We start from the raw sequence: 25,779 nt of genomic DNA, 5'->3' as shown, positions 1-25,779 counted from the left end.
TGGCCCGCAGATCGGCCCCCTTGCCACAAAAGTGGCCCATCTACTACGTTAACACGGATAGCCTCGGCCATACCGAAAACCGTGAAAACAAAACCGCAGGTAGACAGCTTGTCGATTTTCGTAAAAGCCAACTATGGTTGGCCCCTGCGGCTTAAACGTAGTAGATAGGCCCTTTTCGTGACGCAGCACTACCGCACCCCAAATTGGCACCCCGAGCCTGTTATAAGTTGCTGTGAAATACGGACGGTTGATAATCAAGGGTTGATAATCAAGGCGCGCTATACGGCTTGCCATATTTCACTATACTTTGCTGTACGTCGCTATACTTTGCTATAACTTGACAATAATCGGCCCGTTACCATCCGGGATATAACGGACCCCAAGCCAACGCTGGCTTGGGGTCCGTCTTGTACCATGGCTCTTTTGGACTATGAGCGCTCGTATTTCGTGGCCCGCCCGGTTCCCTGCCTTACGATTGCATTCCGTTCAAGCAGAGATTCGAGTGCCGCCAACGTCCGCATGCGGCTCAGCCCCGTCTGTTTTTCAATCTCGCTTCGCGACATAATTCGCCCGCCCGACAAGGCATTGAGAACCCGAATCTCTTCCTCGGACCCTTCAAAGGCATCGGTAGCGGGCAATGTGACGGCCACCATGCCGCCGCGAACATCAAAAATTGGTTGATTGATCGAATCGCGATAGGCACGTCTAATGCGCGCGATTCCCGTGCCAAATTTCTCGATGTAATCCAGCTTTAAAAAGACCTCGGCGACAATTGGGTTTCTGAGCACGGATATCTGCCCATACAGGTATTGTTCCGTCGTCAAACCGGCAGGCAGTGATCCGGGCGAAGTCACAACAACACGATCGTCGTACAAGGCAATTTGAACATTCGCTCGAACGTCCCACGTCCGATGCACCAAAGCGTTTGCAACAGCTTCGCGGAATGCCTCAAGAGAAATTCGATCGGTTTGGACGCGCTCCATCCCTTCGATACGCTCAAAACGGTAGTAGCGTGCAAACATAGCCACCGCCCTGTCCACCTGCTCAATTGCGGATACATTTGTCGCCGTCTCACGGTCCAAGATCACATCCTCGGTTTCGCCAAAACGGACGCAGTCGATGCCCGGAAAATCATTCTTATCCGCCAAAATCGCCGCAGCGTTGGTATAGCCATCTTTGCCGAGCAAGCGAAGCGTGCGCATAATATCCGGCGTTAGCTCGGAAATGCCGAGATGTTCAACACACTTATGCTCGAGCGTGTGAAAACTCAAGTCCTGGCGAGCCGACGTGAGCGCGTCGAACGTTACGTTGCTGCCTTCGAGCGTCAGCCTGCCATACTCAAACCGGTCGACCTCCACCGTTGCCGAATCGTTTCGCCTGTAGGCCTTTCCCTTGCTTCGATAGGGTTTGTCCTGGCCCTCATAAACCGTAAGGATTACGGTCCCGTGTTTCTCATCGCGCTCGAGCGTGTAACGGGGAGCGGGATCCAAGCTGTCATTAATCATGTTCTCGATGCGGAGACACTCTGCGACCGGATCTGCAAGGCCGACAGCCACGCCCTCGTCATCAACGCCAAACTCAATCTTGCCCGTCCCGTAGTTTGCATAGGCGCTCACCGTTTTAAGAAACGTCGGCGTAACGCTTTCCTTGTATTCGACTGTAGGGTTCTCTCTAACAACCATATGCACAACCCTCTCGTTTCGTACCATTCATAACCGTATTATAAGACGAAAACCGTTTGCGTACTGATTTATCAAAGACGCAAACGGTTTTCGTCTTTATTTGCGTACGGAATTAAGACGCATAATTTCGCTTTCGTATGGCTCAATACCGGACACAGACTGTTTTCGTCTGTCAATACGCCTGCAATCCAAACGAAAAGAGCCCCGAGCTCGTATGAACTCGGGGCTCTTCGTGCCGCACATCTATGAGAGGAGAAATTCGATGCGTACGGGCGCTACTCCATGAAGCCGCAATGGTGCAATGGGGCCAGATTTACATGCACCAAGTTGGTGCAAAGTAACCTGCCCCCACGCAACAAGGGGTTGACTAGAGCTCGCAGGCAACCTTGTAGCCATCGCCGATGGCATCGCGGATGTTACCGCACTTGTTGGCATCGCCCAGCACGTGGGTGGCAATACCGGCAGCGGCAAGGTCGTCGGCCAACTTGGTATTGGGACGATAGCCCATGGCGAGCACCAGCGTATCGGCATCGGCGATGGTGTGGGCCTCGCCATCCTTCTCGTAGCTGATGGCATCCTCGGTGATCTCGGTCACCTTGGCCTCGGTCAGCACGTGGACGCCCTTGGAGAGCATGCGCGTGATGAGCACCGCGCGACCGGCACCACCCTCGTTGGCGGCGAGCGTCTTGGTCATCTCGATAACGGTGACGTCGCGATTGGCCGGCGAAAGGTCGTTGACCAACGGGGCCAGGTAATCGGCCGTCTCGCAGCCAACGGTGCCGCCGCCCACGATGACGATCTTCTTACCCGGGAAAGCCTTGCCGCCCAGCAGGTCGTCGGCCGTCATAACCTGCTTAAAGCCCTGCATGAAGGCCGGAGCGATGGGCTCGGCGCCATAAGCCAGGACAACCTCGTAGCCGGCGTAATCGCTCTGAATGTCCTCGGCAGTAAGCTCGGTGCCAAATACGCACTTCACGCCGGCCTCGGCCAGGCGACGATACTGGTACTTGATCACGCGCGTGAGCTCCTGCTTTGCCGGCGGAACGGCCGCGATGCGCATCTCGCCGCCCGGTTCGTCCTGTTTATCCACGAGCACCACATTGTGACCGCGCTTGGCGGCAATGTAGGCTGCCTCCATGCCCGCAGGACCAGCGCCCACAACCAGTACGTTCTTGGCCTCGGCGGCAGGCTCGTAGCCGGCCTCGTCGCGCTCCACGTCCGGGTTGACGGTGCAGGAGATGCGCTTGCCAAACATGATGCCGTTCAGGCAGCGCAGGCAGCCGATGCAGGGACGGATATCATCGGCGTTGCCGGCAGCGGCCTTGTTACAGAACTCGGCATCGCACAGATTGGCGCGGCCCATCATGCAGATGTCGGCAGCGCCGTCCTCGATCAGCTCCTCGGCGATCCAGGCCTCGTTGATACGTCCGACGGTGGCGACGGGAATGTTGACGTGCTTTTTGATCTCGCGCGAGCAGGCGGCGTGCGAGGCCTGCTGCGTTCCGGCGGCGGGAATCGCAGAGCCGCGCTTGATGGTGGTGCCGCCCGACACATGAATCATGTCGACACCGGCCTTCTCCAGGCGACGCGAGACGTAGATCATGTCGTTGAGGGTCAGGCCGCCATCGGTGTACTCATCGCCCGAAATGCGGACGTCGATGATAAAGTCCTTGCCGCAGCGCTCGCGAATCTCGGCGATGACTTCGAGCAGGAAGCGCATGCGGGCGTCGAGCGAGCCGCCGTACTCGTCGGTGCGCTTGTTGTAGAGCGGGGTCAAAAAGCCGCCGAGCATGCCGTGGGCGTGCGCCGCGTGGACCTCGACGCCATCGACGCCAGCCTTTTGCATACGCACGGCGGCGTCGCCAAACTGGTGCGTGAGCTCGTGGATCTCGTCGACCGTGATGGGGCGCGGTGCCTCGCGGGCGTAAGACGGGCCCACAAAGGACGGAGCGATCAGGCGAGGCGTGCCCGGAATGTTAAAGGCCATGTAGGCGGGGTGGAAGAGCTGCGGCATGATCTTGCAGCCGTACTCGTGGACGGCCGCGGCGAGCTTTTCCCAGCCGGGGATAAACGTGTCGTCGTAGCAGCACATGTCACCCGGCAGATAGGTATAGGTAGGCTCGACCGTCACGACCTCGGTGATGATGAGGCCCACGCCGCCCTTGGCGCGGGCACGGTAATGATCGACCAAGTCGTCGGTCACATAGCCATGATCGGCCAGGTTGGTAGATACCGGCGGCATAAAGACGCGGTTCTTGACCTCGGTTGTACCGACCTTGATCGGGCTAAAGAGCATCGGATAGGCGGAGGACTCCATACAGGGTTCCTTTCGTTTGAGCCGCTCGGCGGCAGTTGCTAACGTACATATCGTATCAGCAACTGCCGTATCCGCAGTCAAACATACCCAAACGCCGGTCGGCTAATGAATACCGCGGCCCAGGTCTTCGGCAATTTTGTCCACGCCCTTAAGCGCGGCGCAGGTTTTTTTATTGGAACAATGTCCCGTGCAAACGCCACCTTGAGCGCAGTCGGCGCAAGTGCCCTTACGATAAATGCGCACGCACACGGCGACAAACGCAATGCCGATAACAGCCAGTACAACAATATCGATAGGTGCCATAGCAAGCCTCCTCTAGTTAACCATCACTTACTTTACCCCATTCTCCACCTACCAAAAAGGGGCAGGTTTATTTTGGTCGGTTTTATCTGCGGAAACGCCACATCTCCCTCACCAAAAAGCCCGGGTGTCGCTGGGACACCCGGGCTCGTGGAAAGGGGCTAATCCTTATTTGGACTTAAGCGGAAACTGCGGCGGAAGAGGTGTTGGTCTCGTCCTCGTCGGTCCAAGCATGCTTGGGCATGGGACGGAAGATCTGGAAGAGCATCGCAGCCAGCAGCACGATGGCCACAACCGTCCAGATACCAAACTGCCCAAGAACAAGCAGGTTATAGAACTGGTTGATGAACAGGCCGATGACCCAAGCAAAGGCACACTCGTAGCCGATGGCAATCGCGGTCCACTTACCGGAGTTCATCTGGTTACGGATGGTGCCGATAGCGGCAAAGCACGGAGCGCACAGCAGGTTGAAGGCACCAAAGGCGACGCAAGCGCCCATGGTCGGGAACATAGCCGCAAACGCGGTCCACAGGCTCGGGTCGGTCTCGCCGGCGTCGGCAACGGACAGCAGCGAGCCGGCGGTGGCGACAACGTTCTCCTTGGCAACGAGACCCGAGACGGTCAGTGCGGTGGCCTGCCAGGTGCTAAAGCCGAGCGGGGCGAAGATCCAAGCGACCAGGTTGCCGAACATGGCAAGCACGGAGTAATCCATGAACTCCTCGGGGATGCCCTCCATGGAAGGCAGGTAGCCAAAGGCGCCGTTGTAGCTACCAAAGTTGGAGAGGAACCAAACGACGACGGTGGACGCAAAGATGACCGTGCCGGCCTTCTTGATAAAGGCCCAGCAGCGCTCCCATACATGCAGCGCCCAAGAGCGGATTGCCGGGAAGTGATAGGCGGGAAGCTCCATAACGAACGGCGTCGGGCGACCGGCGAAGAGCTTGGTCTTCTTGAGCATGAGGCCCGAGGCGATGACGGCAAAGACGCCCAAGAAGTAGAACAGCGGGCTGATCCATGCGGCGGTGGTGGAAGAATCGCCGATGATGGAACCCATGAGCAGGGCGATGATCGGCAGCTTGGCACCGCAGGGAATAAACGTGGTGGTCATGACCGTCATGCGGCGGTCCTTCTCGTTCTCGATGGTCTTGGTGGCCATGACGCCGGGGACGCCGCAGCCCGAGGACACGAGCATGGGGATAAAGGACTTACCGGACAGGCCAAAGCGGCGGAACACGCGGTCCATGATGAAGGCGACGCGGGCCATGTAGCCGCAGTCCTCCAGGAAGGACAGCATCACAAAGAGCAGGAACATCTGCGGGACGAAGCCCATGATGGCGCCGATGCCAGCCACGATGCCGTCGCAGACCAGCGAATCGACGAGGCCACCGTCCTCGGTACCGCCCGCCACGAGAGCGTCATGCACCGCGGTGGTGATACCCGGGACATAGGGGCCGTACTGTGCTGGATCGACCGAGTCGGCGTTGTCGCCCGCAGCCTCAACAGCTGCGTCATAGGCGTCGCGACCCTGACCGAGCACGTACCAGCCGTCGGTGCCGAAGAGCTGGTCGTTGGTGAAGTCGGTCACCGTGCCGCCCAGGGTGGAAACGGCGATGTAGTACACGCAGAACATGATGACCACAAAGATCGGCAGGCCCAGGATACGGTTGGTAACCACGCGGTCGATCTTCTCGGAGGTGCTCATCTTGGCCGGAGCCTTGGTCATGCACTCGTCGATAATGTGGGCGATCACGCTATAGCGCTCGCCGGTGATGATGGACTCGGCGTCGTCGTCGCAATCCTGCTCGCACTGAGCGACCAGCTGCTCGACGCGAGCGGCCTTCTCCTTGGTGAGGTTGATGAGCTTGCAGGCGTCCGCGTCGCGCTCAAACAGCTTGACAGCGTAGTAGCGACGCTTGTTGGCGGGAACGCTCGCCGGCAGGTTGTTCTCGATGTGGTCCAGAACGTCCTCGATGGAGGAATCGAACTTGTGCTCCGGCACCTGGCCCTTGGAAGCAGCAGACTTCTTGACCTGCTCGAACAGCTCCTTGATACCCTTGTTTTTAAGGGCCGAGATCATCATGACCGGGCAACCGAGCTTCTTGGAAAGCTTGTCCGTGTCGATCTTGTCGCCGTTCTTCTCGACCAGGTCGGCCATGTTGAGGGCGACGACCACGGGCAGGCCGGTCTCGATAACCTGAAGCGCCAGGTACAGGTTGCGCTCGAGGTTGGTGGCATCGACCACCTGGACAACGACATCGGGCTCGCCGCTCATGAGGTAGTCGCGCGAGCACTGCTCCTCGGGGCTGTAGGGGGAAAGCGAGTAGATGCCGGGGAGGTCCGTAATCGTGACGTTCTTGTCACTCAGGAGCTTGGCTTCCTTTTTCTCAACCGTGACGCCGGGCCAGTTGCCAACGTAGCCGTTGGCGCCGGTGATCAGGTTGAAAAGCGTGGTCTTGCCGCAGTTGGGGTTACCCGCCAGCGCGACATGGATCTGAGAATCCGCCATTCAATCCTTCTTCCTTGTGTGCCCGCGCTGCTTTCTCCGCACGGGCTGGATAATGTGCTTCAACATTGCAAATTTAAGTTAGAAAAACCTAACTTTATCTGCATAAATAGTTGCCGCGGGCCCTTACTGGACCTCGACGACGGCAGCCTCCTCCTTGCGGATGGAAAGCTCGTAGCCGCGCACGTTGATCTCGACCGGATCTCCGAGCGGTGCAACCTTAACGACCTTGAACGAAGTGCCCTTGATGAGGCCCAGGTCCATAAGGTGACGGCGAAGCGCGCCCTCGCCGTGAAGCTTGACGATGGTAGAGCTCTCGCCCACCTTAACGTCACCCAACGTCTTCATATTCTTTTCCCCCTTTCAGCTTTTATGAAATGCTGCGAACTAACCGACGGTCATGATGTGCATGGCGACCTTGGTATCGATACCAAAGCGTGCGCCCAGCACGGTGACGATGATATTGGCGCCACTCGAGCTCACCACGTGAACCTCACTGCCCTCGACAAAGCCGAGGTCCTTGAGGTGGTGCTTCATGTCCTCATTGCCCTTTACACGAGACACGTGCACGGTTTCGCCCGCTTTCACCATCGAAAGCGGCATGGCCGGCATCTGCGGTCCGCAAGACATGAGTGTGCTCCTAACGTCAGTTCGTCCTCAACATCGACGCAGCAAAAGTTAACCACGTCTATGTTCGCTACAGTAAACTAGCACGTGGTTAACTTTTTGGAAAGGGTCCCTATTCAGTTTTCGAAAAAGTTTCCCATATGAAACAGGTGTGACAAGGGGACAGCCCCTTTGTCACATTGTTGCGTTTAGAGGGAGAGGTTTCTGATCGACGTGACACACGAGGCCTCGTCTACGCCCGAAATGCGGAAGATGATGTCCTCGCCGCACTCGCCGTAGAGAGCCATGAGCCCCATTACATCGCGGCCGTCGGTATGGCGATCGCCGATGCTGACCGATACGTTGCTACGATGCTTGGCAATTATGTCATAGAGCAGCGCAACCGGGCGGGCATGCAGTCCCAACGGATCTTTAATCGTCTTTGTAAACTCGACCATGTCCCCTCCCACGGCATCGCACATTCGGCCGGCAAACCCAGCCACGTGGTAGTTATTGTAGCGTTAGATGCTTGTCGAGAGCTCCTCTGAACACCTCGTGGGCAAAAAGTGGCAAATATGAGTACTGTCACCAATTTAGTAGCAGCAAAATCGAGAGCAAATTGCCTACTTTGAGCGATTCGAAGAGGTTGAAAGCCGTCAAACGCCCTTTAAAGGGGGTTATATAAATTGATTTTGAGCCTGTTTTTGCTCAGAACAGGCCGAATAATATGACACCTCTTTTGCAACGGTACTCATATTTGGCATTTTTTGACCACGGGGTCCAAAACAATGCCCCAAAACACAAGGGGGGGGCCTCGTAAGGCCCCTCCTTAGGAAAGGGAATCGATTTATTCCACAGCCGTAGATTAATCCTAGCCGCTACTCCATCATATCGAGGACGGAGGGGCGCAGCTCGCTCTCGGCGGCCTCGGGATCGGTCTCGCGCAGGCGGTTGATATAGCGGTTGTACCACATCACGGCAAGGCCCAGGAAGACAACCACACCGCCAACGTTGTAGACCAGCGTCAGCCACAGCGGCTGATCGAGCGGGATGGTGCCGCAGACAAGCACAAAGCAGAAGACCACAAGCAGGAATGCGGCAACGACCAGACCAAAGCTGCGCGAGCCCATGCGGAAGTCACGGGGAGCGGCGTCGAAGTTCTTGCGCAGCATAAAGTAGGCAAGCAGGATCAGCAGCGGCGGGAGCAGAGCAGTGGCAGCCGTCATGTTGGTGACGATCATGAGCAGGTCGTCGAGGTTACCAGATCCCAAGGCCGGGATGATCAGGATGGGGACGACGATGGCGAACTGCAGCCAAGCGGCGCGGGCGGGAATGCCGTGCTCGTTGAGCTCGACGATCTTGCTACCAAAGACGCCCTTGGGGATCTCGGTGAAGAAGACCTTGATGGGAGCAGAGGTCCACATCATGAGGGAGCCCAGCGTGGCAGCGAGAAGGATCAGGCCAATGACGCGCGTGGACACTTCCATGGGAATGCCAAAGTGGGCAAAGACAGCGCCGAATACGTCGAAGATACCGGTGGAGATGGCAACGCCGCCCTCGGGAATGAACAGGTTGACCAGCAGCGAAGCGCCTGCGTACAGAAGGCCGATGGTCAGGCCGGCGATAACGACGGTGCGCACGAAGGCCTTGACGCCGCCCTTAAGGTCGTTAAGGAACACGCCGACAGACTCAGCGCCGCCAACGCCCTGGATGATCCAGGCAAGCGTACCGAAGAAGCCCCACATAGTTGCGAAGTTGCTCATGTCGGGAGCCATGTTAGCGGGGGTAGGAGCCGTAGCGAACTCGACGCCGCCAAAGGCAGCAGCCAGGGACAGCAAGATGAACACGGCAGTCAGGCCGAGAGCCGCGGTCGAGCCGAAGGAGGAAATGGAGCCGATCCACTTAGCGCCCTTGGTCGAAACCCACGTGGCGACAGCAAAGACGACGATCTCGATAATGGTGATCCACAGCTGCGAGAGCTCGGCATTGGCACCAAAGAACACGTAGCTCGCGTAAATGATGACGTTGGGCAGGACGGACGCAAAGTAGAACAGGTTAACGAACCAGTAGCTAAATGCCGTCAGGAACGCCCAGCGACCACCCATCGAGGTCTTAACCCATGCGTATACGCCAGACTCGGAGTCCCTGTTGAGGCCGACGAACTCAGCGGTAACCAGGGTATAGGGGACAAAGTACAAAAGCGTGGCGAAGAAGAACGACGGCGCAGCTGCCAAGCCGATGGCCGCGTTGTTGTTGATGATGTTCTTGATACCGAACACGGCGGCGACCGTCATGCCCAGCAGAGCGAACGAACCGATCGTTCCTCGTTTTTCAGAGCTCATAAGCCCTCCCAATCATCCGTTATATCTCATCTAAAACCGTCCGGACTGCAAGCGCAATCGTGGACGGCGCACCTGCTAAGGGGAATGGGGAAAAGGGAGTCAACAAAGCCATCCCCCTTAACGGCGCGAAGCAAACGTCCAAACGGACGAATACTACTTGTTGGGGAAGGAATAACCTTCAACCGTCACGTGCAGTACCACGACGCGGGGATCCGCGGCATCGGCCACGACACGGTAGGCCTCGTCGATCTCGACGACGGCAACGCCGCCGGCGGGAATCGTCACGGTCTCCCCCGTACCCTCAAAGCGCTCGCGATCGTCGATATCGCTGTAGGCGCGCGTGCAGGTAAGATCCGTCTTGGAAGCCACCTCGACGGTCAGGTCGCCGTCGAGCGGGGCGAGCACGGCATGGTAGCGACGGTGACCGACCAGATCGGCGGTAGCTGCCTCGTGGGCGTTCACCCACCAGTACACCAACGAGTCGCCGATGGAGTACGCCACGTCGTGCTGCAGGTCGGCAACACCATCGAGCGCCTGGCCGGTGCGCATCCACTTCTTGACAGACTTCATCTGAGCGTCGAAATCGGCGCGCGAGTTAAAGACATGCATGACTTATGCCTCCTTAATGGGTGCCAGCGCCTGAGCCAGATCGGCAGACGTCAGCGGTCGCAGGGACACCTCAAAGCTGAAGCTCTCAAAACGGGTGCGGTAGGAATCGAGTACCTCGGAACCCCAAGAGTTCGAGCCAAGGCCGAGCAGCTGGTCGTTGATGTTGACCGTGACCGTATCGCCCTTGACAAGGTCGTAGACGTGCTTGGCGTTATCGATTGCCTCGCAGCTATAGGGCCATGCCGAGAACGAGAACGGGTTGGAGGCGGCATCAGCCGGACGAGTCACCAACACGCCGTCACCGTGACTGGAGCGCAGGGCAACCCAGCGGGTACCCTCACGGTTGGCGCAGTCCTGAGGCATAACGTAGGGCGTAAACATGTCGTCGACCGTAGTGCGGTAATGACCGACCGGGTTGGCGCGCAGCGAGTCCGGATAGTTCTCGCCCGGGCCGTGGCCATACCACTCGACGGCACGATTGCAACCGGGGACCTCGAAGGAGATGCCGATGCGCGGGATGATATCCGAGTAATCGCCGTAGGGCTCGCCGGAAACCTTGAGGTCGACGCGACCGCTCGGAAGCACGGTGTAGACGAGCTCGACGCGCATGCCGAACGCGCGGACGGGAGGAGCGATACGCTGGCTCACGGTAACGACGACCGCATTGCCGTCCTGCTTCCAAGAAACCTTGCGGGTAGACGTCTGCATCACATCGATGAAGTTGTCCTTCCACAGGGAGTCATACTCCTGAGCGTGGTTGTCGACGAGCGGATGCCAAAAACCAACCTGGGGACCAGAGGCCATTACGTCGCGGCCGGATGCCTTCCACTCGCTCACGGTACCGTTGACTTTGCTGAAGGTCAGCTCGCCGTTGAGGGAGTGAATGCGGATCTCCTGCTCGGTCTCCTCGACCGTAAGCTCAGGACGAGCGGGGGCGGCGATGGCCGGCGCCGGATGGTTTGCGATGGCAAACTGGCTTGCGCCCAGCTGGAACATCGGCTCGCACCAGGCGTGAGCCGCCATGGTGTAGGCGCACACGGTCAGCAGGGTCTCGCCTACCGCGGCCTCGCGAATCACCAGTGGCAGCTGGACGGATTCGCCGGGAGCCACCGCGCCGGGCATAAGCGTCTTGCGGCACACTACATCGCCGTCTACCAGGGTCTCCGCCGACAGGCAGACATCCTCGAGGGTAGTAAACCAGCGCTTGTTCGTGACGGTCAGCTCGCCCGCCTCGGTGTCATAAGCCATGCGAACCGGGCAGATGACCTGGCCATACTCAGTGAGGCCCGGGCTCGGCTGCTGCCAAGGGAACACCATGCCATCGATGCAGAAGTTGCTGTTGTTGGGGTAATCGCCGTTGTCGCCACCATACATATCGTAAGCAACGCCGTCCTCGGTCACAGCAGCCAAACCGTGGTCGCACCATTCCCAGATAAACTGGCCTTGGATGCAATCCCAGCGATCGAAGACCTCCTGGTACTCGGACAGGCCTCCGGGGCCATTGCCCATGGAGTGGCCGTACTCGCAGTTGATGCGCGGCTTGGGGAACGGATGCTCACCAAAGTCGTTCATCTGCGACACACGGGAGTACATCGTGGAAATGACGTCGACGGTATCGGCGTTGCGGTCCTCCTCGTAATGGACCGGACGATCATCGAGCTCGTGAGCCTTGGCGTACATCGCGCGGATGTTGCAGCCATAGCCGCTCTCGTTGCCCATCGACCACATAATGATGCAGGCGTGGTTGCGCTCCTGCATCACCAGGCGCTCAATTCGGTCGACGTAGGCCGGCTCCCATGCCGGGTTGTCGGTGACCAGGGCGATATTGCCGATATTCTCGAAGCCGTGACTCTCCATATCGGTCTCGGCGACCAGCATGATGCCATACTCATCGCACAGCTCGTAGAAGCGCGGGTCATTGGCATAGTGAGAGGTGCGCACCGCGTTGATGTTGTGTCGCTTCATGAGCTCCAGGTCACGGCGCATGCGATCGAGGCCCACGGCGCGGCCCTTGTGATCGTCGTGATCGTGGCGGTTGACGCCATGCATCTTAAAGTAGGTGCCGTTGAGGTAGATATGATTGCCCTCGACCGTCACCTCGGCAAGGCCCTGGCGATGCGGAACGTACTCGCTGACCTCGTCACCGTCGTAGACCTCAAACGTAAGGTCATAGAGGAAGGGGTCCTCGGGGTTCCAGAAGTGGGCATCGGCAACGCTGCACTCGGCATGGCCGTCGACGCACTCGCCCGTAGCGACCATGTTCTCGCCATCGCTGAGCGTAAACACGACGCGGGTAGCGCCCTCGGCCACCGTATCGAGCGTGATCAGAGCGGCATCGCCCTCGCGGTGCGTGCGGAACCTAAAGTCGACCAGGTGCGCGGCGGGACGCTGCATAAGGTACACATCGCGGAAGATGCCCGAAGCCCACCACATGTCCTGATCCTCGATATAGCTGCCATCGCTGTACTGCAGGACCTTGACCGCAAACAGGTTGTCGCCCTCGACGAGCGCGTCGGTCACGTCGAACTCGGCGGACAGACGCGAGCCCTTGGTCATGCCGATAAACTGGCCGTTGACGTACAGCTCGCCATAGCTCTCGATGCCGTCGAAGCGAATGATCTCGCGGGCGCCGGCAGGAACGGCGGGAAGGTTGACGATGCGCTGGTAGACGCCCGTGGGGTCGTCGGAGGGAACGAACGGCTGATCCACCGGAAACGGGAAACCCTCGTCGGTATAGGCAAGGTTGCCATAGCCGTCTACCTGCCACAGGTGCGGAACCTCCACGTGATCCCACTCGGACTTGTACGTGGAGAGCTCCTCGTTGGAGACGGCAGCAGGCCCCTCAAAGAGGCGGAACTGCCACGAGCCAGACAGCTGGACAAACCCGCGCGACAGCTCGCGGCTGTACGTAGCAGCGAGATCGGCGGTCTCATAACCCATAAAGTACGCATGGGGTGCCAGGCGGTTCCTGTGGGTGAGCGCTTGGTTTTCCCAATCGTTAATGGCGTCCATGGTGATGCTCCTTCGTCATCGTAGTGATTCTTGTGCAACCGGTTGTCCTTATCTTACGGGCGATGCAAAAAACTGTGCAACCGGTTGTCCGCTGAACGGTCGATTTGGCCGGATTAACGGTGCAACCGGTTGTACAACCGCGACACTTATGTCACCCTGAATATCGAAACTCAACGCAAAACATCGTTCTTAAGCTCGTAGGCAACCGCCACGCCCGCTGATATCTCACCCACACGAGACGTATTCGATTGCGGCTTGGTTGCAAAACGACACCGGTCACCGGATATCATGAACGCTGTTCAGGTGCACTATAGTAAGCTGTATCCGCACCAGCCCGTATCAGTGACAACATCGACCGCATTTTCCAGGAGACGCCATGACCCAGCCAGTTCGCACCGCACCTACGCTTGCCGAGGTTGCCGCAGCTGCCGGCGTGTCGCGCTCCACGGCATCGCGCGCCCTCAACGATTCGCCCCGCATTAGCGAGGAAACCAAAAGGCGCGTCCGTGCGGCGGCCAAGAAAGTCAATTTTGTCCCCAACGCTCGCGGCCGAGCGCTCGCTGTCGGGCGCACGGAAATCATCGCCGTGCTCGTGACCGAGCCCCTGAGTGAGCTCTTCAGCGACCCCACCTATAGCGAATTTTTGAGCGGCATTACCGAGGAACTGTCGGAGTCGTCCTATCTGCCCGTTATCTTGCAGGCGTCTTCTACGCATGAGCGCAACCGCGCACGCGAGCACTTTGAGCGCCGCTCGTTCGACGCCGTGATCGACGTCTCCCCTTACAAGGGCAGCGAGCTGCTCGAGGTGCTGCGCGAGCTGGGCGTACCCACCGTGTTGTGCGGCCAGCTCGAGGGCCACCCCTATCGCGATGTGTTCTCGACAGTCTACTCTGACGACGAAGAGGGTGGACGCTTTGCGGCACTCGCTATGAAAGAGCGCGGGCGCAAAGATATCGTCGCCGTGTTGGGACCGCAAGACAACCCCGCTGTTGTCGACCGCCTGCGCGGCTACCGCACCGTCCTGGGCGAAGACCTCCCAGGCGCAAACGTTATCTATACCGGCTGGAACAGCGGAGACGGCTATCAGGCCATGCACCAGATCCTCGCGCGCGAGATTGCTTTCGATGGCGTGCTCTGCGGATCGGACCGTATCGCGGCTGGCGTCATCACCGCACTCAACGAGGCAGGTCTATCCGTTCCGGCGGACGTTTCTGTCGTCGGCTTCGACGATCACGAGATTGCGGCGCGCTGCGTCCCCGCACTCACGACCGTCCGCCAGCCCCTGCGCGAAGAAGGCCACATGGCCGCCAACATTGCGCTCGACATGATCAAGGGCGCCGAGCCCACCACCTCCGTGATGCACATGCAGCTCGTTCAGAGAGACTCGCTGTAGGAAACTGGGCCGGGCTTTTCGCCAGACAGTTGTTGCGGAAAGCCTGCCCCGTTTTGAGCGCTCATTCTGGGGCACAGTTTCCGTTAGACCGCTCAAGCGGAAACTGTGTCCCATTATTTTGCCGAATTCTGGGTCGCGCTTTCCCAGAGGACCCCCTTTGGGAAAGCGCGACCCGTTCTGGACGCAGATTCCGGGACGCACTTTCCGCAACGCCCGGTCATCCCATGCCCTCACAATCTCGGCGTATAAAAAACGAGGGATGGCACGTGTCCTTCCCTCGTTACGGGCAATATGTAGCCGCTTGCCTACATCAGGCGCAGGCTGACGTCCTTGAGCTGGGCGCCGCTAACGGCACTCGGGGCGCCCGACATGAGGTCGGAGCCGCTGGCCGTCTTGGGGAACGCCATGACGTCGCGGATGGAGTCGGAACCGGTGAGCAGCATGCACACGCGGTCCAGGCCCAGAGCGAAACCGCCCATCGGGGGCGCACCAAACTTGAGCGCCTCCATGAGGAAGCCAAACTGAGACTCGGCGCGCTCCTCGGTAAAGCCCAGGAGCTTGAGCATGGACATCTGCATCTCGGCGTTGTGGATACGCATACCGCCGCCACCGGCCTCAAAGCCGTCCATGACAAAGTCGTAGGTGCAAGAACCGGCTGCCAACGGATTGGCCTCGATCTTGGCGATGTCGGTCTCGGTCGGCAGGGTGAAGGGCTGGTGCTCGGCAGCGTAAGCCTTGCGGTCCTCGTCCCAGTGGAACAGCGGGAAGTTGACGACCCACAGGAAGTCGTGGCCCTCGCGCTTGATCTCGAGCGCGTTAGCCATGTGGGAACGCATGCCGCCCAGGATCTCGTCGGAGAGCAGGCGCGGGCCGGCGGCGAACATCACAAGGTCGCCGGGCTCGACGTCCATGCGCTCGCGCAGGGCGGCCATCTCCTCGTCCGAGAAGAACTTGACGATGGGGCTGTTGATGGAGCCGTCCTCGCGGAATGCGATCCAGGCCAGGCCCTTGGCGCCAAACGTGGAAGCCACGCCGGCAAGCTTATCGATCTTGGCGCGAGCCCAGGCACCGGCGCCCTTGGCGTTGATGGCCTTGACGACAGAGCCCTCCTCGTTCGCGGCAGTCGCAAAGACCTTGAACTTGGAGTTGGCGAAGATGTCGGTCAGGTCGACCAAGTGCATGCCATAGCGGGTATCGGGCTTGTCGGAGCCATAGGTGTCCATGGCCTCCCAGTAGTTCATGCGACGCAGCGGCGTGGGCATCTCGACACCCATGCGGCCGAAGGCATCGGCAAGAACCTCTTCGAGCGCGCTCATAACGTCGTTCTGGTCCACGAAGGACATCTCGATATCGACCTGGGTGAACTCGGGCTGACGGTCGGCACGCAAGTCCTCGTCGCGGAAGCACTTGGCAACCTGATAGTAGCGCTCGACGCCACCGACCATAAGCAGCTGCTTCAGGAGCTGCGGGGACTGCGGCAGGGCGTAGAAGTTGCCCGGCTGGATGCGGCTGGGGACGATGAAGTCGCGGGCGCCCTCGGGCGTGGACTTGAACAGGGAGGGCGTCTCGACCTCCATGAACTCACGGTTGTGCAGCGCCTCGCGAATGGCAAAGGTAAAGTCGGAGCGCAGCTTGAGGTTGGCCATCATCTCGGGACGACGAAGGTCCAGATAGCGATAGCGCAGGCGGGTGTCCTCGCTGGTCTCGATGCCGTCCTCGATCTGGAACGGCGGGGTGACGGACGTATTGAGCACCTCGGCGTGGTCGGTCAGGACCTCGATCTCGCCGGTGGCGAGCTTGGTGTTGGTGGTCTCCTCGCCACGGGCGCGCACGACGCCGTGAATCTTGATGGGCCACTCGGGACGCATGGTCTCGGCGATCTTAAAGGCGTCGCCGTCGGAGTGCTCGGGGTCGAAGGTAAGCTGCGTGATGCCCTCACGGTCGCGAAGGTCGCAGAAGATAAGGCCGCCGTGGTCGCGGCGACGGCTCACCCAACCGGTGAGGGTGACCTCTTCGCCCACGTTCTCGAAGCGAAGCTCGCCGCAGGTACGGGTGTGCATGGAATGCTCATCGATGGGACGGGTCTGGCTCATACCAGTGATCCTCCTTTATGGATCTGTGCCGCCCCGTGTCGTTCCGGGCGGCGTCGTACAGATTTGCCCAGCCTGCGTAAACCGCGCAGCCAGACATGGCGTTCTATCTTATCGCACTCGCGTCGATGTGCCGCGAAAAAGTGGCTCCTGCCCAAAGACTTGACGGAGACGAAACAATTGACGCGCCGTGACACCCGCCCGCGCTCGTCACGTGCGACAATATGCCCCAATAAAACAGCACTCGGAAAGGCCCGCCATGACTGCACGCCTCATCGTTATGGATATCGACTCCACGCTCATCAACCAGGAGGTCATCGACCTGTTGGGCGAAGAGGCCGGCGTGGGCGAGCAGGTGGCACAGATCACCGAACGCGCCATGCGCGGCGAGCTTGACTTTAAGCAGGCGCTCGAGGAGCGCGTGGGGCTGCTCGCCGGCCTGGACGAGAGCGTGTTCGAGCGCACCTTTGAGCGCGTGACATTTACCCCCGGCGCGTTGGAGCTTGTGCGCTCGGCACACAGCAAGGGTTGGAAGGTCGGCGTCGTGAGTGGCGGCTTTCACGAAGTCGCCGATAAGATCGTGGCCGCCGCGGCCATCGACTTTTGCCTGGCCAATCGTCTGGAGGTCGTGGACGGCAAGCTCACCGGTAAGTTGGCTGCCGACATTGTGACCAAGGAGTCCAAGCTCATCCAGCTGCTGGACTGGGCAGTTGAGTGCGGCGTCGATATGGCCCACACCGTCGCGATCGGCGACGGTGCCAACGACATCCCCATGATTCAGGCCGCGGGCACGGGCATCGCGTTTTGTGCCAAGCCCAAGACGCGCGAGGCCGCCCCGTTTGCCATCGACGAGCGCAATCTGATGCTCGCCATGGACATCATCCTGCGCGACTAGCCAATCCGTCTAGCAATTGAATCAGTCTGTCCTATAGTTTCCGAACAATTCTGTCTTAGTGTTCGGAAACATACCCTTTGAGTGCTAAACTTTGCGCCGTCGAAGGGAACATATATGGATAAGCGAGATCTAGAGCAGCTGCTGAGCGATGTTGCCGGCGGAGCAGTCACCCCTGCCGACGCCCTCACGCGCATCCAGACGGCTCCGACCGCCGATTTGGGCTTTGCGCAGCTAGACCTTTCGCGCGGGGTGCGCCAGGGAGCCGGCGAAGTTGTCTACGGCGCCGGTAAAACCGCCGAGCAAATTGCCGCCATTATCAAAGCATTACTCGATGCCGGCCAGGAGCGCATCCTGGTCACGCGCCTGGACGACGAAAAGGCAGCCCGCACCTCGGAGCTCCTCGGCAACGGCATCGACCTGGGATATGTCCCGGACGCCCAGCTCGCCCTGGTGGGTGGCAAGCCCTCCCCCAACGGCAACGGACGCATCGTCGTCGCCTGCGCCGGCACGAGCGACCTGCCCGTTGCCGAGGAAGCCGCGTTGACGGCCGAGTTCTACGGCAACGAGGTCGATCGCCTCTACGACGTGGGTGTCGCCGGCCTGCACCGCCTGCTCGCTCATGCTGAGGAACTTGCCCAGGCGCAGGTGGTCATCGCCATCGCCGGCATGGAGGGCGCCCTGGCGAGCGTCATCGGAGGCCTTGTGAGCTGTCCGGTCATCGCCGTCCCCACCAGCGTGGGCTATGGCGCGAACTTTGGCGGCATGGCCGCACTGCTCGCCATGCTCAACTCCTGCGCCAGCGGCGTTTCGGTCGTCAATATCGACAACGGCTTTGGCGCCGCCTATCAGGCAAGTCTTATCAATCATCTGAGCGCCGGCACGTCCTGCGCCCGCTAAGGAGCATTTCATGTCCAACCATCAGCACACGCTTATCATCGACGGCACCTCGGGCATCAGCGGCGACATGACCGTCGCGGCCCTGCTCGACCTGGGCGCCAGCGAGGAGCATCTGCGCGACCAGCTCGCCACGCTGCCGGTCGGCGGCTTTGAGATTGCCGTTACACGCGTAAACAAGCATGGCATCGACGCCTGCGACTTTGATGTTCAGCTGGCTGAGGAGCTCGAGAACCACGACCACGACATGGTCTGGCTCTACGGCAACGAAGCGGGCACCGAGCACACACATGAGCATGAGCACTACCATCATGATCATGGCGAGCACGAACACGAGCACTGCCACGAGCATGACCATGAGGCCCACGGTCATGGCCACGAGGGTCACCATCACGCCCACCACCATCACCACCGTTCTTTGGCGGATGTCACCGCCATCATCGATGACTCGCAGCTAAGCGATGGCGCCAAGCATCGCGCGCTCGCCATCTTTACCGCGCTCGCCGCCGCCGAGGCCAAGTCCCACGGCAAAACGACCGAGACCGTCATGTTCCACGAGGTGGGCGCCGTTGACTCCATCGTCGATGTCTGCTCTGTCGCCATCTGCCTCGACGACCTGGGCGTTGAGGATATTGTGGTCGAGTCGCTCTCTGAGGGCCACGGTACCATTCGTTGCGCCCACGGCCACATGCCCATTCCCGTGCCCGCCGTCGTCAACCTGTGCCAGGCAGGCAATATCGCTCTCACGCCGGCACCGGTCGCCGGCGAGCTCGTGACGCCCACGGGCGCCGCCATCGTCGCCGCGCTGCGCACGTCCGAGCACCTTCCGCTCCGTTATCGTATCGATGCCGTCGGCTACGGCGCCGGCAAGCGCCCCTACGAGGGCTGCTCCGGCACGCTCCGCTGCCTGCTCGTTCACGCGGACGCATAGCCATGGATGCCCGCAAGGAAAAAAGCCGCGCCGCCATCGTTGCAGCATTCTCCGAGCTCCTGCGCGAGGAAGATTATGGCAAGATCACCGTCGGCGACATCATCGCTCGCGCCCATGTGGGTCGGGCCACGTTCTACGGTCTCTTCAAGAGCAAGGATGACCTACTGTCCGAACTCGTGAGCGACATCTGCACCCACGCCCTCGACGACGACGGCACACCACTCGACGACCCACTCGTGCAGGTCGAGCATATTCTCAACAATCTATGGGAACGTCGCCAGGGCGTCCGAGCGCTGGTAGCCGGCGCCGGCTCACGCGTCTTCGCCGACTGCTTACGCAAGACCATCATGTCACGAGCAGCCGAAACCGTCCCCGTCGACCCCACAGGCCCCGCCGGCACCATGGACCGAAGCTTCCTACTACACCACATAGCCTCAAGCTTCGTAGGAATGGTCCAATGGTGGGCCTGGCACAACTTCCAAGCAGATAGGGCCGAAGTAGCCAAAGACTACCTATCAGCCATACAGCCCCTCTTCAGCTAAGTAAGCCCCCCATCCCAAAGCGCCATCCCAGCAAAGCGCCCATCCCTTCCCCAAGTCACGTTTTCTTGTAAGGGCACCCAAAAACAAAGCGCCCCTCCCATCCATATTCAGATATATATGTTGGGTTGCTTGTTCCAACGCGACTAAGATCCCGCAGCTGGCCGCATGGGGTAACTTCCCAGCGCATTCCGCAGGACGCAAAAAGGCTCGCCGCACGAAGTGCGCAGCGAGCCTTTTTGCATGTCCGAGGACGCGCTGGGAAGTTACCCCATGCGGACGGCGGACAACCTATGTAGCCTCAGACTAGAACATGCCCAAGAAGCCATGCACAAACAGCGCGGCCACAATAGCACCGACAAACGGCGCGATGCCAGGAACAAGCAGACCATACTTCCAGTTGTTATCGGCCTTGTTCTTAATCGGCAGCACCTGATAGGCCATGCGAGGACCAAGGTCACGAGCCTGGTTCATGGCGAAGCCGGTGATGCCGCCCATGCCCATGCCGACAGCCCAAACGATCAGGCCGACGCAGATTGCGAGCATCAGAACGTTCTCGCCGGCGCGGCTAGCGGCAGCAAGGATGGCGCTGATGAACACGAAGGTGCAGATAGCCTCGCAGAAGAAGTTACGAGCATAGTTCGTGCCCTCGGTGGTGGGGTTGGTCGAGAAGATGTTGCGCTGGGCAATGGGGTCGACGACGCCCTCGGAAGCCTTGAACTCATCGGCATACATAAACCAAGCGATCACGGCACCCACAAAGCCGCCGAGCATATCGGCAAGCATGAAGGGGATGCAGTTGCCCCACGGCACCAGGCCGACGATGCACTGGGCAAGCACCATGGCGGGGTTCATGCACACAGCGCCACCAAAGACAAACAGGCAGACCGAGATGCCAAAGGACCAGGTGGTGATGGCAAACATATGGCCGGAGCCCTGATACTTGGTGCCCTTGAGCACGGTATCGCAGTGAACACCCACGCCAAAGACGATCATGAGGGCCGTTGCGCCGAATTCGCAGAGGAGTTTGGTAAGCATAAAACCTTATCTTTCTTGTCGGTTATAAACGATTCGTTTAAGCCGCGCACTAGTGCTGTGCGACAACAACACCCAGGCCATCGGGGATGACGGCGACCTTGGCATCGGCACCCTTCATCTCAAAGGCGAGCTTGAGGGCTTCCTCGATAGTGTTGACCGGCGTCATGTGCATATCCTTGAGCATCTGGTGATCGCACAGGTCGGTGACCATGATCACAGGGTGATGCGCCAGGATGCGGGCAAAGATCTGGCTCGTCCACTGATCGGGCAGGGTCTCGTCCTTAGGACGATCGATGCAGGCGCGCTCAAACTCTGCCGGATCGTTGTCGGCGATGTTGTGATAGAAGCCCTCGCCGCCGTGACCGTCGGCACAACCGGCGACGTCGATGATCACGCCGCCCTCGGGAAGCGTGGCCTCGGCAGCGCACATGCCCTTCACAGCCTGATAGATGTTCTGATCGAGGGGGTAGCCGCCGTTAGTGGTAATGGCGATCTCGCACTCGACGGGCTCAACGCCGGCAAGGCTCTTCACGAACTCGCAGCCAGCCTCGTGCGCCTTGTGGATGTCGCCGGCAAAGGAGCCAATGACCTCGTGCTTGCCGTTGAGCACCACGTTGAGCACAAAGGCAAGGTGAGCCATCTCGGCGGCGGCAAACATGTCCTCGCTCACGTGGTTGTGGCACAGGTTGCCGGCACGCGAGTGGGAATCGTTCACAAACTGACCGTTGTGGTTGTACATGATGGTCTTGTAGCTGGCGATGCCAGGCAGGACGGACTTGCGGCTACCAGAGAAACCGGCAAAGAAGTGCGGCTCAATAAAGCCCTCGGCAAGCAGCAGATCGCAATCGGCAGCGATCTTGTTGATGATGCACTCGCCACCAGAAGGCAGGGTGCCGATCTTTTTCATCATGCTGTCGTCAGTCGCGACGTGCATAACGATTTCTTCGTTGGCAACGATCTCCTCGCCGTACTTGTTGACGAGCTCCTCGTGCGTCGACGGACGATGCATACCCGTAGCAACCAGAATGCGAACGCGCGCCTCAGGCGCAGCGGAGTGGATGTGATGCAGCAGAATAGGCATCGTCACACGAGAGGGAACGGGACGCGTATGATCGGAGCTAATGATGACAATATCCTTCTTGCCAGCACAAAGCTCCTCGAGCGAAGGCGAGCCATAAGGGTTGGCAAGCGACTCCTCTACTAGCTCCTCCTGCGATTTCGTGGTCTTAAACTCGTTTTGATGACCTTCCATCACACCCGCGAAGTTCTTATCCTCGAGCTCCAGATGCAACGTCTTGTGGTCAAACGGCAGTTCACATTCAAACAATGACGAGCGCCCTCTTCCTTTCAACTGACACACTAGATAAACCGTTGGAAGGATACGCCGCTCACCGAAAAACACCACCGTCTACCGACTCATTAACACAACGTTCATATTTGACCTACAACAAAACAACCGCGATCCCAAACAGGACCGCGGCCGGAACAGTCGTAAGGCGAGAAGCGCCAAATGCGCCACCAGGATAGACCCCCTCCAAAACGCGCGAAGCGCGCCATTCTTCTCCTCAACTCTAATCCCTGAAGACCGAGGACGAAGGGACCCGATGGGTTTCCCTCTGAATGCATTCCGCAGCATGAAGCCCCCTTATCCGCAGCTCCGAAGGAGCAGGATAAGGGGGCTTCAAGTGCGAGGACGCATTCAGAGGGAAACCCATCGGGTCCCGGTGAGAGCCACAGGGCTATCGATTACCCCGTGTTCTGCAATCCTGCCGAGACGCCGGTCACAGTCGAAAGAATCAGGCTCATGTACTCGGCCTTCTTCTCCTCGGCCATCTCGTCCTGGTTCATACGCACCTCGCGAAGGGCGCGAACCTGGGCGATGGACAGGGCGTCGACGTAGGGATTACGCACACGGACGGCGCAGCCGAGCACACGGCGGCGCTGCAGCGGCCACTCGTCACCGACGATGGCAAGGACCCACTTACGGGTGAGCTGCATCTCGGTGAAGACCTTCTCGGACAGATCCTGGCGATCGCCCAGGTGCAGGTACATCTTGGCGATGCGCTGATCGGTCTTAGCGATCGACATCTCGATGTTGTCGATAAAGGTGCGGAAGAACGGCCACTCCTGGTAGGCAGCCTTGAGCTGGTCAAGATCGCCCAGCTGCTCGCAGGCGGTACCCAGACCGTACCAAGCGGCCAGGTTAATGCGAGCCTGGCTCCAGCTGAAGATCCACGGAATGGTACGCAGGTCGTCGAGCGACTTGGCACCCAAACCGCGCTTGGCGGGACGCGAGCCGATCGGCAGTAGACCGACCTCGGTCAGCGGCGTCACGGTCGAGAACCACGGCGTGAAGTCCTCGGTGTTCAGCAGGTCCAGATAGCGCTCGTGGCTTGCGGCGTTGAGCTTCTCGGCCATATCCCAGAACTTCTGCGTGGTCTCGGTGTTGGTCTTCTCGACACTCGGGGCCGACTGCAAAAGCGTTGCGGCGGCAACGGACTCAACATGGCGCTGAGCCAGCGTGCGGTTGCCGTAACGGGCAAAGATGACTTCGCCCTGCTCGGTGAGCTTAAAGAAGCAGTTGACCGAACCCTTGGGCTGCGCCAGCACGGCCTTGTTGGCCGGGCCGCCACCACGGCCCACGGCACCGCCGCGACCGTGCATGAGCACCAAGTCGATATCGTTTTTCTCGGCCCACTTGGCAATACGTTCCTGCGCGGAGTGCAGCGCGAGCATAGCCGTGGTAGGACCGGCATCCTTGGAGGAGTCGGAGTAGCCCAGCATGACCTCCATGCGGCGGTTGGTCTGGGCAAGGCGCTTTTGCACCACGGGCAGCGTAAGCATCTGGTCGAGCACGTCGACGCAGCCCTCGAGGTCCTCGAGCTGCTCGAACAGCGGGATCACGTCGAGCTCGGGGACATCCTCCTCGTGTGCAAAGGACAGGTGGGCAAGCTCAAAGACGTCGGCCACATGCTGGGCGCTCTTGGTAAACGAGATGATGTAGCGATGCGCCATCTTCTTGCCGTAGCGCTTCTGGATGGAGCCGATAGCACGGAAGGTATCGATGACCTCACGTGTCATGGGCTGCAGGTCGCCATGGATACCGTTCTCGTGGATATCCTTGAGGGCGCGGGCGTGCACCACAGAGTGCTGACGGAACTCCATCTCGACCATATGGAAGCCGAAGGACTCGACCTGCCAGATGATGGTCTGGACCGGGCCGTAGGCAGCACGGACAGCACCGCAAGCGGCCAGCGAGCGCTGGACGACGCGCAGGTCATCCAGGAACTCATCGGCGCTGTGGTACATGGTGTCGGTGATGCGACGGACGGTGGCGTTGAGTCGGTCTGCCATGACGAGCATGACGGCGCGATGCGGCTCGTGCTCGGAGATCAGCTCGGCGCGTGCCGTGTACTGGGTGCTCATCTCGACCTGATGGTTCCACAGGTTGATGAGCTCGGCAGACGGCTTGCTGTAGGTGGCCTCGAGCGTGAGGTTGCGGCCGATGCGGCGGCACTTGTCCTCGAGCTTGAGCACCATATGGGTGAAATACTTGGCGGCGACCTCACGGCTCACCTTGGCGGTGACGTTGGGGTTACCGTCGCGGTCGGAACCGATCCAGCTGCCGGGATGGAAGAACGCCGGGCACAGCGGCGGCACGGTACCGGCCTTGTCGCCCAGCACCCAGTCGTCAAAACGACGATAGATGACGGGAATGACGTCGAACAGCGTGTTATCGAAGATGTCGATGATGGTATCGGCTTCCTCGACCGGCGTGGGCTTCTTGAGCGCGATGGGGCTCGTACGCACCAGGGCGTCAATCTCCTGCAGCATATGGCGCTCGTTCTCCACCAGGTCGGAGCCGCCCAGACGCGGACGCTCCTCCAGCAGGTTGGAGATACGGCGAATCTTGCCCTCGACGGCCTTGCGACGGGCTTCGGTGGGATGTGCGGTAAAGACAGGGTGGAACTCAAGCTTGCCGAGCAGCTCGTTGGCACCCTCGACACCCATCTCGTTTACCAACTGGTGATAGGCGACGGTGAGTTCGTTGGCGGGATCGACCTCGGTATCGGTCGACGCACCGGCCTCGCGCTCGCGCAGCTGCGCCACACGGTAGTTCTCCTCCGACAGGTTTGCCAGATGGAAGAAGCTCGTAAAGGCGCGGACGATAACCTGCTGCTTATCGAGCGGCAGACTGTCGATCAGATCAACGACCTCGCGAAACGCCACGGCGGTGGGCTCGTCGGCAGTGGGCACGCCCTGCTCGTCGACGGACTCGTCGGCAGCACGGGTGCCGGGGTTTCCGGCATTGGCCACAATCTCGGCTGTCAAAATCTTGTCGAACAGGTCCGCGATCTCGGGATCATACTCGCTAAGCACACGGCGCTCCAGGCGCAAGAACAGCGCCAGATTGTCGCGCAGCTCCTCGGGGATCTCGATCTCGGCGAGACGCTCCTTGGATTCGGCATTCGAGCCGATTCGGTTAACGAGGCGGTTGACCACGGCAGCGACGCGCGCCGCGGCTTCGGGTACAGACTGGTTGCTTAGGTTCTCAGCCACGTTTCCTCCCATTCCTCCTTCTATGCACGTAACATGCGGTATTTATTATAGGCACTCGGCAAAAACTT

The 25,779-nt window shown here is 59.8% G+C and carries 19 protein-coding genes; 5 read left to right on the top strand and 14 right to left on the bottom strand.

What is annotated here, in order from left to right; genetic code table 11:
* Window positions 1-428 precede the first annotated feature (428 nt).
* The 10 genes from DWZ15_RS05510 to DWZ15_RS05465 form a co-directional block, all read right to left on the bottom strand.
* Window positions 429-1,682, bottom strand: coding sequence for an ATP-binding protein (locus DWZ15_RS05510; protein WP_158555275.1), 1,254 nt, complete (start codon window positions 1,680-1,682; stop codon window positions 429-431).
* Window positions 1,683-2,049: 367 nt separating this feature from the next.
* Window positions 2,050-3,999, bottom strand: a complete 1,950-nt coding sequence (locus tag DWZ15_RS05505) for an NAD(P)/FAD-dependent oxidoreductase (RefSeq protein ID WP_118449849.1) — start codon at window positions 3,997-3,999, stop codon at window positions 2,050-2,052.
* A 102-nt stretch (window positions 4,000-4,101) separates the two neighbouring features.
* On the bottom strand, window positions 4,102-4,302 hold the full coding sequence (locus DWZ15_RS05500) for a hypothetical protein (protein ID WP_117634210.1): 201 nt from the start codon (window positions 4,300-4,302) through the stop codon (window positions 4,102-4,104).
* 175 nt (window positions 4,303-4,477) lie between these two features.
* Entirely contained in the window at window positions 4,478-6,805 is a 2,328-nt protein-coding gene (locus DWZ15_RS05495) for a ferrous iron transporter B (protein ID WP_118449847.1), read from the bottom strand.
* Between the two features lie 123 nt (window positions 6,806-6,928).
* On the bottom strand, window positions 6,929-7,150 hold the full coding sequence (locus tag DWZ15_RS05490) for a FeoA family protein (protein ID WP_006234774.1): 222 nt from the start codon (window positions 7,148-7,150) through the stop codon (window positions 6,929-6,931).
* Window positions 7,151-7,189: 39 nt separating this feature from the next.
* A complete protein-coding gene (locus DWZ15_RS05485) occupies window positions 7,190-7,432 on the bottom strand; it encodes a FeoA family protein (RefSeq protein ID WP_231500839.1) in 243 nt (80 codons plus the stop codon).
* Between the two features lie 185 nt (window positions 7,433-7,617).
* Window positions 7,618-7,866 carry an HPr family phosphocarrier protein gene (locus DWZ15_RS05480; RefSeq protein ID WP_117634215.1) on the bottom strand — a complete coding sequence of 83 codons (249 nt, stop codon included), beginning with the start codon at window positions 7,864-7,866 and terminating at the stop codon, window positions 7,618-7,620.
* 420 nt (window positions 7,867-8,286) lie between these two features.
* Entirely contained in the window at window positions 8,287-9,750 is a 1,464-nt protein-coding gene (locus tag DWZ15_RS05475) for an amino acid permease (protein WP_118449845.1), read from the bottom strand.
* Window positions 9,751-9,903: 153 nt separating this feature from the next.
* Complete coding sequence (locus tag DWZ15_RS05470) at window positions 9,904-10,359, bottom strand: hypothetical protein (protein WP_117736198.1); 456 nt, start codon at window positions 10,357-10,359, stop codon at window positions 9,904-9,906.
* A gap of 3 nt (window positions 10,360-10,362) precedes the next feature.
* Window positions 10,363-13,371 (bottom strand): glycoside hydrolase family 2 TIM barrel-domain containing protein, encoded by a 3,009-nt coding sequence (locus DWZ15_RS05465; RefSeq protein WP_118449843.1) that lies wholly within the window; start codon window positions 13,369-13,371, stop codon window positions 10,363-10,365.
* 376 nt (window positions 13,372-13,747) lie between these two features.
* Between DWZ15_RS05465 and DWZ15_RS05460 the strand changes: the two genes are divergently transcribed.
* Window positions 13,748-14,764: a LacI family DNA-binding transcriptional regulator gene (locus DWZ15_RS05460; RefSeq protein ID WP_118449841.1), complete on the top strand. Its 1,017-nt coding sequence runs from the start codon at window positions 13,748-13,750 to the stop codon at window positions 14,762-14,764.
* 305 nt (window positions 14,765-15,069) lie between these two features.
* Here DWZ15_RS05460 and aspS read toward each other — a convergent pair whose 3' ends face one another.
* On the bottom strand, window positions 15,070-16,857 hold the full coding sequence (gene aspS, locus DWZ15_RS05455; protein ID WP_118227174.1) for an aspartate--tRNA ligase: 1,788 nt from the start codon (window positions 16,855-16,857) through the stop codon (window positions 15,070-15,072).
* A gap of 256 nt (window positions 16,858-17,113) precedes the next feature.
* Here aspS and serB point away from each other — a divergent pair, with 256 nt between their 5' ends.
* From serB to DWZ15_RS05435, 4 genes are all read left to right on the top strand, one after another.
* Window positions 17,114-17,749 carry a phosphoserine phosphatase SerB gene (gene serB / locus DWZ15_RS05450; protein WP_118449839.1) on the top strand — a complete coding sequence of 212 codons (636 nt, stop codon included), beginning with the start codon at window positions 17,114-17,116 and terminating at the stop codon, window positions 17,747-17,749.
* A 114-nt stretch (window positions 17,750-17,863) separates the two neighbouring features.
* A complete protein-coding gene (larB, locus tag DWZ15_RS05445; RefSeq protein WP_118227178.1) occupies window positions 17,864-18,646 on the top strand; it encodes a nickel pincer cofactor biosynthesis protein LarB in 783 nt (260 codons plus the stop codon).
* 10 nt (window positions 18,647-18,656) lie between these two features.
* Window positions 18,657-19,574, top strand: a complete 918-nt coding sequence (locus DWZ15_RS05440) for a LarC family nickel insertion protein (RefSeq protein ID WP_118449837.1) — start codon at window positions 18,657-18,659, stop codon at window positions 19,572-19,574.
* A gap of 2 nt (window positions 19,575-19,576) precedes the next feature.
* Window positions 19,577-20,116, top strand: coding sequence for a TetR/AcrR family transcriptional regulator (locus DWZ15_RS05435; protein WP_118449835.1), 540 nt, complete (start codon window positions 19,577-19,579; stop codon window positions 20,114-20,116).
* Window positions 20,117-20,419: 303 nt separating this feature from the next.
* Here DWZ15_RS05435 and larD read toward each other — a convergent pair whose 3' ends face one another.
* From larD to DWZ15_RS05420, 3 genes are all read right to left on the bottom strand, one after another.
* Window positions 20,420-21,151, bottom strand: coding sequence for a D/L-lactic acid transporter LarD (gene larD / locus DWZ15_RS05430; RefSeq protein WP_117765423.1), 732 nt, complete (start codon window positions 21,149-21,151; stop codon window positions 20,420-20,422).
* Between the two features lie 49 nt (window positions 21,152-21,200).
* A complete protein-coding gene (gene larA, locus DWZ15_RS05425) occupies window positions 21,201-22,478 on the bottom strand; it encodes a nickel-dependent lactate racemase (RefSeq protein ID WP_117647964.1) in 1,278 nt (425 codons plus the stop codon).
* Between the two features lie 419 nt (window positions 22,479-22,897).
* A complete protein-coding gene (locus DWZ15_RS05420; protein WP_369833234.1) occupies window positions 22,898-25,711 on the bottom strand; it encodes a phosphoenolpyruvate carboxylase in 2,814 nt (937 codons plus the stop codon).
* Between the last annotated feature and the right edge of the window lie 68 nt (window positions 25,712-25,779).

Origin of the sequence: Collinsella sp. AF29-7AC, assembly GCF_003475665.1 — a bacterium.
GTDB lineage: Bacteria > Actinomycetota > Coriobacteriia > Coriobacteriales > Coriobacteriaceae > Collinsella.
Note: the sequence above shows the minus strand (reverse complement) of the source record. Positions and strands in the feature narration are given on the sequence as shown.

What these genes read in the sequence shown, in the direction of transcription:
- DWZ15_RS05510 (WP_158555275.1), bottom strand. Translation starts at nt 1,682, where the DNA reads ATGGTTGTTAGAGAGAACCCTACAGTCGAATACAAGGAAAGCGTTACG.
- DWZ15_RS05505 (WP_118449849.1), bottom strand. Translation starts at nt 3,999, where the DNA reads ATGGAGTCCTCCGCCTATCCGATGCTCTTTAGCCCGATCAAGGTCGGT.
- DWZ15_RS05500 (WP_117634210.1), bottom strand. Translation starts at nt 4,302, where the DNA reads ATGGCACCTATCGATATTGTTGTACTGGCTGTTATCGGCATTGCGTTT.
- DWZ15_RS05495 (WP_118449847.1), bottom strand. Translation starts at nt 6,805, where the DNA reads ATGGCGGATTCTCAGATCCATGTCGCGCTGGCGGGTAACCCCAACTGC.
- DWZ15_RS05490 (WP_006234774.1), bottom strand. Translation starts at nt 7,150, where the DNA reads ATGAAGACGTTGGGTGACGTTAAGGTGGGCGAGAGCTCTACCATCGTC.
- DWZ15_RS05485 (WP_231500839.1), bottom strand. Translation starts at nt 7,432, where the DNA reads ATGTCTTGCGGACCGCAGATGCCGGCCATGCCGCTTTCGATGGTGAAA.
- DWZ15_RS05480 (WP_117634215.1), bottom strand. Translation starts at nt 7,866, where the DNA reads ATGGTCGAGTTTACAAAGACGATTAAAGATCCGTTGGGACTGCATGCC.
- DWZ15_RS05475 (WP_118449845.1), bottom strand. Translation starts at nt 9,750, where the DNA reads ATGAGCTCTGAAAAACGAGGAACGATCGGTTCGTTCGCTCTGCTGGGC.
- DWZ15_RS05470 (WP_117736198.1), bottom strand. Translation starts at nt 10,359, where the DNA reads ATGCATGTCTTTAACTCGCGCGCCGATTTCGACGCTCAGATGAAGTCT.
- DWZ15_RS05465 (WP_118449843.1), bottom strand. Translation starts at nt 13,371, where the DNA reads ATGGACGCCATTAACGATTGGGAAAACCAAGCGCTCACCCACAGGAAC.
- DWZ15_RS05460 (WP_118449841.1), top strand. Translation starts at nt 13,748, where the DNA reads ATGACCCAGCCAGTTCGCACCGCACCTACGCTTGCCGAGGTTGCCGCA.
- aspS (WP_118227174.1), bottom strand. Translation starts at nt 16,857, where the DNA reads ATGAGCCAGACCCGTCCCATCGATGAGCATTCCATGCACACCCGTACC.
- serB (WP_118449839.1), top strand. Translation starts at nt 17,114, where the DNA reads ATGACTGCACGCCTCATCGTTATGGATATCGACTCCACGCTCATCAAC.
- larB (WP_118227178.1), top strand. Translation starts at nt 17,864, where the DNA reads ATGGATAAGCGAGATCTAGAGCAGCTGCTGAGCGATGTTGCCGGCGGA.
- DWZ15_RS05440 (WP_118449837.1), top strand. Translation starts at nt 18,657, where the DNA reads ATGTCCAACCATCAGCACACGCTTATCATCGACGGCACCTCGGGCATC.
- DWZ15_RS05435 (WP_118449835.1), top strand. Translation starts at nt 19,577, where the DNA reads ATGGATGCCCGCAAGGAAAAAAGCCGCGCCGCCATCGTTGCAGCATTC.
- larD (WP_117765423.1), bottom strand. Translation starts at nt 21,151, where the DNA reads ATGCTTACCAAACTCCTCTGCGAATTCGGCGCAACGGCCCTCATGATC.